General features: G+C 61.0%; 11 protein-coding genes. 4 read left to right on the forward strand and 7 right to left on the reverse strand.

Annotated features, from left to right (window positions below; genetic code table 11):
- Window positions 1-12: 12 nt before the first annotated feature.
- From LMTR21_RS06660 to LMTR21_RS06690, 7 genes are all read right to left on the reverse strand, one after another.
- Entirely contained in the window at window positions 13-2,583 is a 2,571-nt protein-coding gene (locus LMTR21_RS06660) for an ABC transporter permease (RefSeq protein WP_065755809.1), read from the reverse strand.
- Window positions 2,580-3,293, reverse strand: coding sequence for an ABC transporter ATP-binding protein (locus tag LMTR21_RS06665; protein WP_065755810.1), 714 nt, complete (start codon window positions 3,291-3,293; stop codon window positions 2,580-2,582). Before LMTR21_RS06665 ends, LMTR21_RS06660 begins: the two co-directional genes overlap by 4 nt.
- A 39-nt stretch (window positions 3,294-3,332) precedes the next feature.
- Window positions 3,333-6,419: an efflux RND transporter permease subunit gene (locus LMTR21_RS06670; RefSeq protein ID WP_065755811.1), complete on the reverse strand. Its 3,087-nt coding sequence runs from the start codon at window positions 6,417-6,419 to the stop codon at window positions 3,333-3,335.
- On the reverse strand, window positions 6,416-7,621 hold the full coding sequence (locus tag LMTR21_RS06675; RefSeq protein WP_210250564.1) for an efflux RND transporter periplasmic adaptor subunit: 1,206 nt from the start codon (window positions 7,619-7,621) through the stop codon (window positions 6,416-6,418). The genes LMTR21_RS06670 and LMTR21_RS06675 overlap by 4 nt, the downstream gene beginning before the upstream one ends.
- A 108-nt stretch (window positions 7,622-7,729) precedes the next feature.
- Window positions 7,730-8,584 (reverse strand): DUF3313 domain-containing protein, encoded by an 855-nt coding sequence (locus LMTR21_RS06680; RefSeq protein ID WP_065755813.1) that lies wholly within the window; start codon window positions 8,582-8,584, stop codon window positions 7,730-7,732.
- Window positions 8,585-8,631: 47 nt separating this feature from the next.
- Window positions 8,632-9,747, reverse strand: coding sequence for an MBL fold metallo-hydrolase (locus LMTR21_RS06685; protein ID WP_084030914.1), 1,116 nt, complete (start codon window positions 9,745-9,747; stop codon window positions 8,632-8,634).
- 96 nt (window positions 9,748-9,843) lie between these two features.
- Window positions 9,844-10,746 (reverse strand): DUF3108 domain-containing protein, encoded by a 903-nt coding sequence (locus tag LMTR21_RS06690; RefSeq protein WP_065755814.1) that lies wholly within the window; start codon window positions 10,744-10,746, stop codon window positions 9,844-9,846.
- A 542-nt stretch (window positions 10,747-11,288) separates the two neighbouring features.
- On the opposite strand from LMTR21_RS06690, the gene LMTR21_RS06695 reads away from it, so the two are divergent.
- The 4 genes from LMTR21_RS06695 to LMTR21_RS06705 all read left to right on the forward strand — a co-directional run bounded on the left by LMTR21_RS06695 (window position 11,289) and on the right by LMTR21_RS06705 (window position 14,051).
- Window positions 11,289-12,440 carry an alpha/beta hydrolase family protein gene (locus LMTR21_RS06695; protein ID WP_065755815.1) on the forward strand — a complete coding sequence of 384 codons (1,152 nt, stop codon included), beginning with the start codon at window positions 11,289-11,291 and terminating at the stop codon, window positions 12,438-12,440.
- A 158-nt stretch (window positions 12,441-12,598) separates the two neighbouring features.
- Complete coding sequence (locus tag LMTR21_RS40535; RefSeq protein ID WP_210250566.1) at window positions 12,599-12,934, forward strand: SDR family NAD(P)-dependent oxidoreductase; 336 nt, start codon at window positions 12,599-12,601, stop codon at window positions 12,932-12,934.
- A 38-nt stretch (window positions 12,935-12,972) separates the two neighbouring features.
- Window positions 12,973-13,413: a hypothetical protein gene (locus LMTR21_RS40540; RefSeq protein WP_210250567.1), complete on the forward strand. Its 441-nt coding sequence runs from the start codon at window positions 12,973-12,975 to the stop codon at window positions 13,411-13,413.
- The gene (locus tag LMTR21_RS06705; protein ID WP_065755816.1) at window positions 13,410-14,051 is read left to right on the forward strand and encodes an FAD-dependent oxidoreductase; all 642 of its coding nucleotides are present in this window, start codon (window positions 13,410-13,412) and stop codon (window positions 14,049-14,051) included. Before LMTR21_RS40540 ends, LMTR21_RS06705 begins: the two co-directional genes overlap by 4 nt.
- Window positions 14,052-14,176: the final 125 nt, after the last annotated feature.

The raw sequence follows: 14,176 nt of genomic DNA on the forward strand, positions 1-14,176 counted from the left end.
GACGACCAATTGTCACAGATTCCGCAACACGCCGGCCGGCTTCTGGTTCAACGCCAACAACGTGCCGGCGAGCCCGAGCCCCACCGTGACGATCAGGGCCACTGCGACCACGCCGACGGCGCTGCCGGCCTGCCATGCGAAACTCAGCGTCATCAGCCGCGTCACGATCAGCCAGGCCGCAATGGTGCCGGCGATCACGCCGAACACCGCCGTGGCGAACCCGATCATGAGGTATTCCAGCGCATAGGCCCCGAGCAGCCGCGCCCGGGTTGCACCGAGCGTCTTCAGGATCACGGCGTCGTAGACCCGCTGGTGATGGCCTGCGGCGAGCGCGCCGCCAAGCACAAGGATCGCCGAGATCAGCGTCACGGCGCTGGCCCCGCGGATCGCCAGCGCCAGGTTGACCACAACCGTGCCGATGGTCTCCAGCGCCTCGCGCATGCGCACGCTCGTTACCATCGGAAAGGCGTCGGCCACCTGCTTGATGACCTTGGCATCGTTGGTCGGGTCGGGATGTGCCTCGGTCAGCGTCGTGACATGGGTGTGCGGCGCGCCCTTGAACGCGTTGGGCGAGAACACCAGCACGAAATTGACGCCGAGCCCCTGCCAGTCGAGGGTGCGCAGATTGGCGATCCTAGCCGGAATGTCGCGGCCGAGCACGTTGACCACGATATCGTCACCAATCTTGAGCTTTAGCCCGTCGGCGATCCGCTTCTCCATCGAGACCAGAGGCGGGCCCTGATAGTCAGGCCCCCACCATTCGCCCTCGACGATCTTGGAGCCCTTCGGGATCTCGCTGGTGTAGGTCAGGCCGCGGTCACTCTGCAGCACCCACTCGGCGTCCTGCGAGGCTTTGAGCTCTTCCGCCTTGATGCCACGGGCCGCGACAATGCGTCCGCGCAGCATCGGCACGTCCTCGAACGAGGAGGCCGGCATGATCTGCTTGAGGAATGCGCCGAAGCGGTCGGCTTCCGAACTTGGTATGTCGAGGAAATAGAACGCCGGCGCCCGCTCCGGCAGCGAGGCGAGAAACTGCCGGCGCAGATTGCCGTCGATCTGGGTGATGGTGACGAGCACCGCCAGTCCAAGGCCGAGCGACAGCACGACCGACGGCGTCAACGCACCGGGCCGGTGGATGTTGGCAATCGCCAGCCGCAGCATGGTGATGTCGGATCGCGGCAGGCGGCGCGCCAGCGCCATCAGACCGGCGGCGACACCACGCAGCAGCCCAAACACCGCGACTGAGGACACGACGAACACGGCAGCGATCCGCTTGTCGTAGGCGAGCCCGATCGCAACCGTGACGAGGAGGACGGTCACCGCGGCCATCAGCGCCAGATAACTCCAGCGCGGGCGGTGCCATTCGCGGGCAACTACCTCGCGAAACAGCGCCGCGACCGGCACGTCATGCACGCGGCCGAGCGGCCATAATCCAAACACAAGCGCGGTCAATAGGCCGTAGATGAACGACAGCGCCAATTCATCGGGATGCAGGGCAGGGATCACCGGCAGCAGCAGCAGCTTGCCAAACACGCCGACGATAACGAATGGCAGGGCCGCGCCGCCGGCCAGCCCGATGACCGAGCCGACGCCCGCCAGCACGATCACCTGCATCAGATAGATCTGGAAGACGTCGCGCCCGGTGGCGCCGAGTGCCTTGAACGAGGCGATGACATCGTGTCGTCGATCAATGTGGCTCTTGACCGCATTGGCAACGCCAACGCCGCCGACCAGGAGCGCGGCGAGGCCGACCAGGGTCAGGAACTGCGTAAAGCGGTTGATGGTGCGCTCGAGTTGAGGAGAGGCATTGCTGCGGCTGCGGATCTCCCAGCCGGCTTCGGGTAGGGCGCTGCGCGCGCTCTCGATCAATTGGGTGGCGGCTCGCTCGTCGGACGCGTTGTCCGGCAGCTTGAGCCGGTAGATCCAACGCACGAGGCTGCCGGGCTGCAGTAAGCCGGTGGCGCGCAGGCTCGCGTCGCTGACCAGAACCCGAGGGCCAAGGCCGACACTGCCGGCGAGCTTGTCCGGCTCGGCGTCGACCACGCTGCGAATCTGGAGCGTGGCATTGCCTATCGTAATGCGGTCGCCAAGCTTGAGATCGAGGCGGGTCAACAGCATGGAATCGGCCGCCGCGCCAAACGCGCCGTCGCGCTCGGCTAGGACGTCCGCCATCGGCAGTTTTGGCGCGAGCGTGACGTCCCCAAGCATCGGGTAGTTGCCATCGACCGCCTTGAGTTCGACCAGCGCAAGCTTGCCGTCATGGCTCCGTGCCATCCCCCGCAGCGTGGCTGCCACCGAAACCTGCCCCCGCGCGCGCAGGAAGGCGATTTCCTCCGGCTTGGCTTCGCGCTGGATCAGCGAGAAAGCGACATCGCCGCCAAGCAGGGTGCGGCCCTCGCGCTCCAGGCCCCCGCTGAGGCTGGCGGCGACGGAGCCGACGCCGGCAATCGCCATTACACCGAGCGCGAGGCAGGCAATGAAGACGTAAAAGCCGCGCAAGCCGCCGCGCAACTCGCGCAGCGCATAGCGGAGAGCCAGCCAGGACGTGCGGCGTGGGTAGACTGGTTCGCAGACGGTGCTCATGAATGTTCCTCGATACGGCCCGAGCGCAGCCGCACCACGCAATCGCAGCGCTGCGCCAGCGAACTGTCATGCGTCACCAGCACCAGCGTCATGCCGCGCTCGGCGTGCTTGGTGAACAGCATGTCGACGATCTGCTTGCCGGTGGTCTCGTCGAGATTGCCGGTCGGTTCGTCCGCGACCAGGATGGCGGGATCGGGCGCCAGCGCGCGGGCGAGCGCCACGCGCTGCTGCTCGCCGCCGGACAATTGGGTTGGGTAATGATGCAGCCGCTCGCCGAGCCCGACGGAAGCGAGTTCCTCTGCTGCGCGCTTCGCCGCGTCGGGATTGCCGGCAAGCTCCAGCGGCACCGCGACGTTTTCCAGCGCCGTCATGGTCGGGATCAGGTGAAACGACTGGAACACGATGCCGACCTGGCGGCCGCGGAAGCGGGCCAGCGCATCCTCATCGAGGGCATCGAACGGCGTGCCTGATACCACCACCTCTCCGCTGTCAGGGCGCTCCAGCCCCGCCATCACCATCAGCAAGGTCGACTTGCCCGAACCCGACGGTCCGACCAGGCCGATCGCCTCGCCCGATGCCACACGAAGGCTGATGTCCTTCAGGATATGAACGCGGGCGGCGCCTGATCCCAGCGAGAGATTGACGTTCCTGATGGAGATGGTGCCCGGCTCGATGCCGGCAAGTCGCGAGGGTTCGACTAGACTGTCCACGGCTTGGTTCCTATGGCGCTTCCGCCGCTTGGGTTGAGACTAACCTGTTGCCTGGTACGCTTTGAATTTTCGCCAAAAGATGAAGCGTTCATGGAGACGCATGATCCACCTTTCGAATCCTTCGACGTAGGTGAATGCCACGGGCACGACCAACAGAGAGAGCGCTGTCGATGTCAGCAGGCCGCCGATGACGCTTATCGCCATCGACTGACGGAAGCTCGCATCGGCGCCAAATCCCAGTGCTATCGGCAGCATGCCGGCGATCATCGCGATCGTGGTCATGACAACAGGGCGCGCGCGCTTGTGACACGCGTCAACCAGCGCTTCATGCATCGAAAGGCCGCGTTCGCGGATACCGACGACAGCGTATTCGACCAGCAGAATGGAATTCTTCGCCACGATACCCATCAGCATCACGAATCCGATCATGACCGGGAGATTGAGTTGACTGCGCGCGACGAGCAGCGCGACGAAAGCGCCGCCGACGGAAAGCGGAAGCGCCGAGAGAATGGTCACGGGTTGGAGAAAATCCTTGAACAGCAGCACAAGCACGCAAAACATGGAAACAATGCCGATGACGATAGCCAGACCGAAACCAGCCGCAAGTTCGCCAGCAAGCTCGGAATCGCCGGTCCGGATGAGACTTACAGCCGACGGCAAGTTCTGGATCGCGGGCAGAGCCATGGCTCTAGCTTGCGCGGTTCCGAGCGCCATGCCGCCGAGATCGGCCTCAACGGTTACGTAGCGACGGCGATCATAACGGTCGATTTGTGAGGGGCCGCTTTCAACCGAGATCGCAGCAACACTCGACAATGGAACCGGACCATTCCGGCCATTCACACGCATGTTCGCAAGCGTATCGATCTTCTGCCGCGCCGCGTCCGCAACACGCACCCGGATGTAGACCTGCCGGCTATCAAAATTAAGACGTGCGACCTGCGTGTTGAAGTCGCCACTGGTTGCTATTCGGACCACATCACCAATCGAGGCGGTGCTGACACCGCGATCGGCGGCCCGCAGCAGATCGGGACGGACGATAACCTCGGGACGTTCGAGGCTGGCTGTAGACTTGATATTGGTGAACCCGCCGACGCCTCGCAGTTCCTGTTCGAGCGCCTCCGCGCTGGCTCTGAGCGCCTCCACGTTGTCGCTTGAGAGAATGAATTGGATCTTCTCGCCGAGGCCGCCACTGCCGATCGCGAACCGCGCGCCGGGGATGGCGAGAAGCCTGGGGCGCACGAGGTTCTCGATCGCGACCTGACCTTCACGTTGACCGCGGGGGGCCAGCATAAGGACCATGGCGCCTCTACGCACCTCGCCGGCCTGCTGCGCTCCCGGCCCCGTTTGTTGGGAGTCGCCCACCGTCGTGAACACATTGTCGATCCCAGGCACGTCCTTCAGCGCGACGCGCACATCTTCGGCAACTCTCAGCGTGTTCTGCAGCGAGCTGCCTGGCGGAAGCTCGATATTCACCGTCGTAGAACCGCGGTCCGCCGGAGGGATCAATCCGGTGGGGATTAACGGTATAAGCGCGAGCGAAGCGAGGAAGAACAATACCGTCCCCGCCGCTGTAGTCTTCCGATGGTCCAGGCACCAACTGACGGCCCGGAGATATGTTGTCATGAGTGGACCGTCCTTGTGCTCCGTCGACGGTCGTGACTTCAGCAGATACGCGGCCATCATCGGCGTGAGCAAACGCGCGACGAGTAGGGATGCCAGCACCGCGATGACCGCCGTCCACCCAAATTGCTTGAAGAGCATTCCGGAAATGCCGCTCATCAAGGCTGTGGGCAGGAACACGACGACCAACGTCATCGTCGTTGCGACAACTGCGAGCCCGATTTCGGTTACGGCTTCGCTTGCGGCCTCACGCATCGGCTTGCCCATTGCGCGATGGCGCTCGATATTCTCGATCTCGACGATCGCGTCATCGACAAGGATCCCGACGATGACCGCGAGCGCGAGGAGCGTCACGGTATTGAGCGAGTATCCCAGCCATGCCATTGCGGCGAAGGCGGGAAGGATCGATAGCGGAAGGGCCGCGCCGGCGATAAGCGTCGCGCGCCAGTCGCGCAGAAACCACCAGACGACAAGGATCGCCAGCAGCGCGCCCTCGTAGAGCATATGCATCGAGCCCGCATACTGCTCGCGCGTATAGTCGATCGAGCCCGAGATCTGCTTGATACGCAGTGTCGGATCGGTCGTCTGTAGTTGCTCCATCGCCTTCCGAACCGCGTCGGCGATGCTCGCCTCATCGAAGCCTTTGGCACGAAATATCCTGAATCCGACGACGGGTTCGCCGTTCAGCAAAGCGACTTGCGTGCGGTCAGCGATGGTGTCTTGAACATTCGCAACCTGATCGAGGCGCACCTTGGGTGCGCCCGCGAGCGTGATCGGAAGCGCGGCGAGATCTGAGGCCTGGCGCACGATGGCCGTCGTGCGGACGGCCTGCTCGTTCTGACCCAACTGGGCCCGTCCGCCCGACGATTGCTGCTGAACCTGGCGTAGTGCGCGCGAGACATCGGCCGCTGTGAGCCCAAGTGCGGCCAGAGGCACGGGGTCAACCTCAACGCGCACCTCCCGCTGCACGCCGCCGACACGCTCAAAGCGACCTATGCCGGGCACGCCGAGGATTATCTTTGCGATGGTGTCATCGACGAACCACGACAGGGCCTCTTCGTCGAAGCGCGTGGACGATATGGCATAGACGAGCAGGGCGTTGCTACCCGCCCGCTGTGCGCTCACAGTTGGTGGCTGAACGTCCAAGGGCAGTTCCGAACGTACACGGTCGACTGCATCCTTGGTCTCGATCAAGGCTTCCGAGAGATTCTTCTCGAGCACGAACTCGACCCGGATGGCGACCTGACCGTCCGTGATCGACGTTCGCAGATGCTTGAGGCCGCCTAACGTCGCAAGGGAGTCTTCGACTTTGCGGGCGACCTCCGTCTCAAGCTGGGACGGCGCCGCCCCTGGTTGAATCAAGGTGACGTTGACGACGGGCAGGTCCAGATCCGGAAAGCTCTGGATTGGCAACACCCTGAAGCCCCAGAACCCGGCAAGTGCCAGAACCGCGAACAGCATGATCGCCGGGATCGGATTTCGAATCGACCACGTCGCCATATTCATTGGTTGGGATCACCATCCTGAGGACTGAAGGCCGAACTGGCATCGCTCATTGCAGCCAATCGCACTATGTCGCCGTCCTTCAGGAAGCCGGCGCCCTGGACAACCACCCGGTCATCGACCTCGATCCCGGAAGTAATCTCGACATCGCTGCCTTGCCGGCGCCCGATGGTCACGGCTTGAAGTGCTACGCGTGGTCTTGAGTTTCCGTCCGCGATCTTGAGCACGAAACTGCGTCCGTCACGTATGACGACGCTTTCGGACGGGATCACGCGCGCCTGACTTTCGCCCAGGATAACTCTGCCGCCCACATACATCCCGGCCCGCGCGCGGCTCCCGGGCTCGAGATCGGCATAGACCACGCCGAGACGCGATTGCGGATCCAGAGAGGGCGCTGTCTGACGAACCTTTGCAGCGGCGGTGCCGCCGTCCGGCAACGCCAGGATAATGCGCTGCCCCGGTACGATTTGCGCAAGTTGCGCAGCCGTGAGTTCGCCCCGCCATTCCAGGCGATTCTGCCTGATCAGGCGGAACAGTTCCTGCCCGACTGGGACAACGGCGCCGAGCGTCGCCGTTCGTGAACTGATGACACCGTCATCAGGCGCGACAACCTCGGTATATTTCAGTTGCAACTGCTTCGCTACGAGAAGCGCCTCTGCGGTCTTCGCCTCGGTCTCCTGCTGCAAGGCATCCTTATCGCTGAGAAAACCACGGCCTTTTAGGCTCAACGCGCGCTGCCAATTTGCTTCGGCCTGGTCATATCGAGCTTTCAACTGAGCTTCATCCGCGCGCAACAGGTTCGGATCGTGCCGTGTAAGCACCTGGCCCTTCTTGACTTGATCGCCGACGTTTACCAGGACATCGGACAACTGATAGCCGCCGATCTGCGCTCCGATACTGGCTTCTTGCCACGCCGTGATCGTGCCAGACGCTTCCATCGCCATGTCCCACGTCAGCTCACGGGGGATTGCGCTCGTGGCCGTCAAAGCAGGGGCCTGTTGAACTGAAATGGTCGCGGTCGATGCGCGACGATTCACCATGGCAACTGTCATCACGGCGACCACAATTGCTGCAATCGCTGCCGCGGCAACAAGTAAACCCCGGCGCCGACGCGGAGGAGCAACGCCTTCGCCAGACGTTGCCAGCACGGGAAAGTCCGCCGGTTCGGCTACAACAATCCTCCGGTTTGGCGCAGATAGGGACAACTACCTTCTCCTCATTATAGATCGATCGCTCTAATTATAGGAGGCGACTTGCCCGAGTCAATGAAGGAGCCGGGTGGCGACGCCGCGTCGTCGCGTTAGTCAGCAGAATCAGTTCGATGCTGGAGGGGATTGCGCGGGCGTGCCCTTGTCAGTCCAGTCGGGAGGGAGCCCAATTCGCTCCCCGATCAGCCCAGCCACGCCTGGTGCTCTTCCAAATGCCTCGCAGGCGGCTTGCTTTGGTGCGCCGCCCAACGTGGTGCTTAGACTCTCCGCCGATGGGAGTGATGGCCCAGTGCCGAACGGACTGTTGCCAGAGACGAGCAGTTTGCTGAAGTCGGCGCCAAAGGCCGTCGCGAGATCGTATGCGTCTCCGTCCTGTGATACCCGTCCGGCGCTCGTGAAGGAATTCGCTCCGCGTCCCCACACCATGGCGGCTTTCTGCTTGCCGCGAAGGTCCTTGGCCTCAGCCTCCACCGACAGGCTTCCCAGTCCAATAGGAATGCGTGGAACGGGCACGGGTACCCCGGGGAGGAGGATGGTCGGCACCACGGACACGACCTTGGATGCGCCCGCCGCCGCGGGGTCTGTTGGAGCAGCATGGGTGATAACGGCGTGCGCGATCAGATCTGATTGCTCAGTCCCGCCGACGACCTGAAACCGTTCGCTCAATCCAGCGCACACGGCCCGGTCTATGGCATTGCTGATGAGTCTGCGCTGGTCCTCCGAGAATGGAACGCCCGCCGCAGCAGTCGCGGAGAAGCGCGTCGGCATAAGCCGAACGGTCTTCGCTGCAAGGACATAGTCCTTATCGACGCGGAGGACAGATTTCGTGAGGACCCCATCGGAAGCCTTGAGATCATCGTAAGTCGCGAGCGATCCTGCCCGATTGAGCGGCGCTGTCGCGCAACCCGCCGTTACTAGGCACAGTGCTGCTGCAAGCGCTGCCCGTCTAACAGGTGACATTTTTGTAGACTCCGAAGAATACCAATGAGTGGGCCGCTGCAGTCTTCTCAGTTCGCGCGATAGATTCGTGTTTCGCCTTCCCGGAGAGTGATGAACGAGGTCTCGTCTATCCCAGCCATCCTGATCGCGGCGGCCAGGTCCACCAGCGGACGGTCAATTGCTTCCGCAGACATCTGAAAGGTCCCGTGGTGCATTCCGATGCTTTGCGTGGCGCCAAGGTCTTGATGCGCCTGGACAGCTTCAGCGGGATTCATATGCATAGGACTCATGAACCAGCGTGGCTCATATGCACCGATGCCCAGCATCGCGACGTCGGGAGTCCCAAGTCGTCTCTTGATGTCAGAGAAGTGGGTGGAATAGCCTCCATCTCCCCCAAAATAGACTCGGCGATCACCATCCTGAATCAGATAGCTGCCCCAAAGACTCCTTTGACGATCCCGGATCCCGCGCGCCGAAAAATGCTGTGTCGGTGCGAAGGTCACTTTGCAGCCTGGCCTGATTTGGAGCTCCTCCCACCAGTCAAACTCGCAAATATTGGTAAACCCGATAGAGCGGACCAATTCTCCGTCGCCAGCGGCCACCAGCACGATTGGCGAGAACTTCTGCTGAAGACAACGCAGCGTACCTATGTCCAGGTGGTCGTAGTGATTGTGGCTGATCAGGATGAGATCGATGCGCGGCAAGTCATCGATGGCCATGCCGGGCTCCCTGACGCGCTTTGGACCGAGCCATTGGATTGGGCTTGCACGCATCGACCAAATGGGATCGGTCAGAATGTTCAAGCCTTTGCACTGAATCAAGAACGTGGCGTGATTCACGAAGGTTATGGCAATGTCATTGGTGCCGCACATCGCGCGTAGCCTGGGCACTGACGCATTCTCCACTGCAGCTGGCCACCGGCTTCTCTTGTCAAAGATCATTTTCATCGCGCTCGAAAACGTAGGCGCGAAACCCGTTGGAAGAGTGGGGTTATGGAAGCGTTGCCCGTCAAAGTGGTCTGAGACTGGCCACGTCTTGGGCGCCCGCACTCGAATCTGATCCGACGATCCCTGATCAGCGAATTCATGCGTCGTCTCGTCAGACGCCAAGAGCGTTGCCGAGTGCGCTTGAAGTGAGCCATCCGAAGTGAAGTTCAAGGGCGCCCTCCCGTTCGATATCGACATCGATCATAGATCGATTACTCGATCTATACAAGAAACGTATATATGCGCGGTTAAAGTTTCTAGCTTGGACGAATAGCGAAAGTTCCTGGGCGTTCTTTATCTTGAACCAGAGCTCGAAAGTTGTGTGAGGCGAGCCTCGAGCGTCATGTAGCCAATCTTCGCTGAGAGCGAGACGGGGATATAAATCCTCTGCGCATCGACCACTCCGAACGCCAGTTCGACGTCGCCGAGCGCTCCACTCGGCCTCTTGGCCTGTGAACTGCTCTCGCTGCGCATTTCTCCCGCGATGGGTGTTATCCGTAGCTCGCAGACTGTGAGAGGCCCAACGTAGGGGCCCTTGTTCGCCATACGCGTCCCCTTGCTCTTCAACGAGACGTCAAAACGGCGCCGGCCATCAAAGACCGGCACCGTGCGATCGCAAACTCCGGCTTCACTTTTCCCGTCCTGAGCAACCGCCGGCAGCAATAGAGCGCTCAAGGGGTCGGTGATATTCTTGAGATGCTCTAACGTGACGGGAACGTTGATGTTCTCTGATTTGGCGGGCGGATCGATCGACATTGCGTTGACCTTACCGTCTGACATGGTCAGTCCAATCTTTTGCACTCGTTGGCTTCCTTGATGGGCAAGGTCGAAAGTCGCGGGAATAAGGCGGCCCCGCTTGTAAGCGCCGCTCGACACCGCCTCTCCAGTCGCCGAACCCATCAGCCTCGCCGCTCCGGATGTCCGATAGTTGACCCTGACCTTGTAGGCGCCGCCCCGCACGGCAGCCAGGACGTCGGCCTGCGCAATGGTGAGGCCTGCAAACGCCACTTCATAGGCAGCGCGGATATCGCCGTCTTCAGCGGCCGAGGGTCCTGTAGAGGACGCATAGAGAATGGCGGCCCTGATGGTGGCCCTCGTAAGCAAAGCCCGGACCGCCGCGCCGGCTTTCGCCCAGGGTAGACGACGCTCTGGAAGGAGGCTTTTCGCTGCAGGACTAAAACCCATAATCGCTTCCATTCTATTCCTAGAATGATCGATCTATCTAACTACAATGTGTTCGCAAAATGGCCTTTACGTTAGATGCACAGAGCCTTCCTAAATGAGAACGCGGTGAATTGTGAGGCGCTCGACCTAATCGAGGGGGTGGAGCATAATTAGAACAAGTGATCTAATATATGTTGACGCGCATGGGTTTGGTTGATAATTAATAGAAGGTACGCTCTAGTAATATGAGCAACTGCGTAATGAGTAAATTGGGATGAGTGGCCCCGAATGCATCTGCGAACAACTTCGGGTGTGTCCAGATGGTGCCTCGCATCCGTGTTGCGGGACAAAGGCATCATCCGTCGGGTGACCGCGCTTGAGATCGAAAATACTTGCCGCGGACTGAAACCATGGCCCCCGGCCGCACGAATTAGGCGCCCGCATAGTCTCCAATGGTTAGCTCTAACTCGCTCGCGCCCCAAATGGACTTCGAAATCTCCCCGCGTCTGCAACGATAAAACAAACGATCGCCGCGCGCACCTCTCAAGGACATCATCTCCCAAGGAGCAAAGGACATGAGACGTCAGCTCAATGCCGTGCTACTGGCGTGCTTCGTCGCCGCGTTTTCAGCGAAAGGCGCGGATGCGCAGGTTGCCATTTCCAAACAAGAGGTGGCGCCCTTTCGTACCGTCGACTTTGATTGGGTCGATACTTCTCGGGGACGCCGAGTCCCAGCGCGCCTGTATTGGCCTGCTGATGCGTCTTCCGGCCGGGTGCCGTTGATCGTGTTCTCACATGGCATCGGAGGTACTCGCAATGGCTACACCTATCTTGCGAGACAGTGGGCCGCACACGGCATTGCCAGCCTGCATGTTCAGCACACCGGCAGCGACTCCGGGGTTTGGTTCGGCAATCCCCTCGGGATCGTGAATCGCCTTCAAGCCGCGGCACAGGACGGCGAAGCGGCAGCGCGGGCTATCGATTTGCGATTTGCGCTCGACCGCATGCTCTCCAACGCGAGTCCCTATGCCGGCCTCATTGACCCGCACCGGATTGTCGCTGCAGGGCATTCGTACGGGGCCAACACCACATTGCTGGCAGTCGGCGCGCGCGTCATCCGTAGTGGACGGTGGGTCCAGTTCCGCGATCAGCGCTATCGGGCTGCGATCGTGATTTCCGCGCCGCCTTTCTACGGCGAAAAGAACCTGACCGGCGTGCTCGCCAATATCAACGTTCCGACTCTACACGTGACGTCTACCGAGGACATCATAAGAATTCCGGGCTTCTACTCGCCGGCGAGCGATCGCGTGGCGGTCTTCAACGCAGTTGCCAGCCCGCGAAAGCTGCTGGCCATGTTTCAGGGCGGGTCTCATAGCATGTTCACGGATCGGCCTCTCGTCGGAGGCCCGGCGCTGAACCCGATGGTCAAGGAGGCCACAGCAGATCTGACCCTCGCATTCCTGGACTACGCCTTCACAGGGCAGGTGACCGGTTTGAGCCATTGGAACGCCGCCTGGCGAAACATTCTCGCCGAGCCTCCAGCAGGGACGTTGGTTGCTACTACGCCAGCGCAGAAGCTTTTGCAGCCGCCAGCGCCCGGGAGGCCAGCCGCCATGATCACCGAGGTGCGCGCCGAAGGCCGGATCGCGCCTGGCGACGATAGGAGCTCAACGGCTCTTCTGCCTGGGCCGCCGGAGCAGCCTGCAGAGATCAGAATGGGACGATAAGCCATGGACAAAGCTAAGCCGCAGCGCGTCGTTGTCATGACCGGAGCCACAGCCGGGCTTGGCGCTCTGCCCTGCAGCAGATTGCCGCTCAGCTCGACACGCGAGTCATCATCGGTGCCCGTGGTAGCGGGCGAACAGTGCCAAGTGGCGTCGAGGTCATGCCGATCGATCTGGCCTCGCTCGCCAGTGTCCGGGAATTTGCAGATGCAGTGACATGGCAGCTCGGGGACACCCGCATCAACGTTCTGGTCCTCAACGCCGGCATCCATGGTTCCGACGCCAAGCAGCGGAGCGCGGAGGGCTATGGCCTGACCTTCGCGGTGAACCACCTTGCCCACTATCTGCTGGCCCGACTCCTGCTGCCGCATTTGGCCGATCACGGCCGCCTGGTGATCACTTCAAGCAACATGCACGATCCTCCCCTCAAGCGGATCGCGCCTAAGACGCTCGACCTGCAGGAATGGGCCCACCCGACCGAAAATGGTTCTGGCTAGGCATACGCTCCTACACGGCTTCAAAGCTGTGCAATCTGATGACGGCACTGTCCGTCGTCCGACTCGACGAGGTGAAGGCTCGTCAGATCAGCGTCGTCGCCTTCAATCCCGGACTTACCGGCGGCGTTGCGGGTCGTGACGCGTCGGTTTTGCAGAGAGCGTTCGTGAAAGTCCTAACGCGTACGGTCTTTCCGCTGATCGGCCTATTCCGTCCCGAGTTCGTCATGAATACACCCGAACACTCCGGCAAAATGCTCGTTAACGTCGCTCTAGGGGCAATCACCCCGCCCGACGGCCGGATTTACATTTCCCTGGTCAAGGGCGAACCGACCTTTCCCGACCCCTCCGAATTAGCGCGAAGCCGAGACCGTCAGGATCGACTGTGGCGCGAAAGCGCAGCCATGGCGGCCTCGAATTGTAAGTGCTCTTGGTCAAGACAAAACAGACCAGGAAAACAAGGAAGCAAGTACCACGTATGAAAATCACCTTTACGAGAAAGGTCCACGAATACGACGACGTCTACTCGTTTTTCTTCGATGCAACCGGAGTCAAATATAGAGCTGGGCAGTATACCCATTTGAGAGTCGGCGGTGCGCTCGACTTCTTCCTTGGCTCGATACGCGAGCTGTCCTTCGCTTCAGCTCCTGGAGATCCGGAGCTCATGTTCAGCATGCATGTCGGCTCGAAAAGCAAATTCAAGGAAAAAATGAGCGCGCTCCAGCCAAACGATAAGATCAGCCTGTTTGGCACAGGCGCACACATCAAACTGCCCGAAAGCAGGCCCGGAAGCTTGGTTTTCATAGCGGGCGGAGTGGGGATGACACCCTTCCGCTCCATGATTTTGGAAGCACACAAGGCGGGCAACCATCCGATCACGCTGGTTCAGGTACAGCGAGGCGACTTCCTATATCGCAAGGAGCTGGAGCCGCTTGTATCGGACTATAATGCCGTCCGTCCGGAGGCGTTTGTCGATACCGTCAAGAATGTAGCGAGAGGCCGGAGCGATGATGCGATCTTCTATGTATGCGGCTCAAGCAGGCTCATTGCATCTGTCGTTGAAGCCCTAAATGAATCTGGTGTTGAGAAAGACAGCATACAGATAGAAAATTACAAGTAGGAAAGCTCGGAGAGGCGCGGCCTGCGCCGCAGCTACTCAAGCGCGGTTGCTTGGCCTCAATCGATAGCCACGCCTACCCACCGGCGATCCTTCTTCAGGGTGGCATCATTGCTGCAAGCGGTGGC

It is taken from the genome of Bradyrhizobium paxllaeri (assembly GCF_001693515.2).
GTDB classification, from domain to species: domain Bacteria; phylum Pseudomonadota; class Alphaproteobacteria; order Rhizobiales; family Xanthobacteraceae; genus Bradyrhizobium; species Bradyrhizobium paxllaeri.

Bases quoted from the DNA above. Each gene is read 5' to 3' on its own strand.
- LMTR21_RS06695 (WP_065755815.1), top strand. From the start codon at position 11,289: ATGAGACGTCAGCTCAATGCCGTGCTACTGGCGTGCTTCGTCGCCGCG.
- LMTR21_RS06685 (WP_084030914.1), bottom strand. From the start codon at position 9,747: ATGTCGATATCGAACGGGAGGGCGCCCTTGAACTTCACTTCGGATGGC.
- LMTR21_RS06690 (WP_065755814.1), bottom strand. From the start codon at position 10,746: ATGGAAGCGATTATGGGTTTTAGTCCTGCAGCGAAAAGCCTCCTTCCA.
- LMTR21_RS06680 (WP_065755813.1), bottom strand. From the start codon at position 8,584: ATGTCACCTGTTAGACGGGCAGCGCTTGCAGCAGCACTGTGCCTAGTA.
- LMTR21_RS06660 (WP_065755809.1), bottom strand. From the start codon at position 2,583: ATGAGCACCGTCTGCGAACCAGTCTACCCACGCCGCACGTCCTGGCTG.
- LMTR21_RS06670 (WP_065755811.1), bottom strand. From the start codon at position 6,419: ATGAATATGGCGACGTGGTCGATTCGAAATCCGATCCCGGCGATCATG.
- LMTR21_RS40540 (WP_210250567.1), top strand. From the start codon at position 12,973: ATGACGGCACTGTCCGTCGTCCGACTCGACGAGGTGAAGGCTCGTCAG.
- LMTR21_RS40535 (WP_210250566.1), top strand. From the start codon at position 12,599: ATGCCGATCGATCTGGCCTCGCTCGCCAGTGTCCGGGAATTTGCAGAT.
- LMTR21_RS06705 (WP_065755816.1), top strand. From the start codon at position 13,410: ATGAAAATCACCTTTACGAGAAAGGTCCACGAATACGACGACGTCTAC.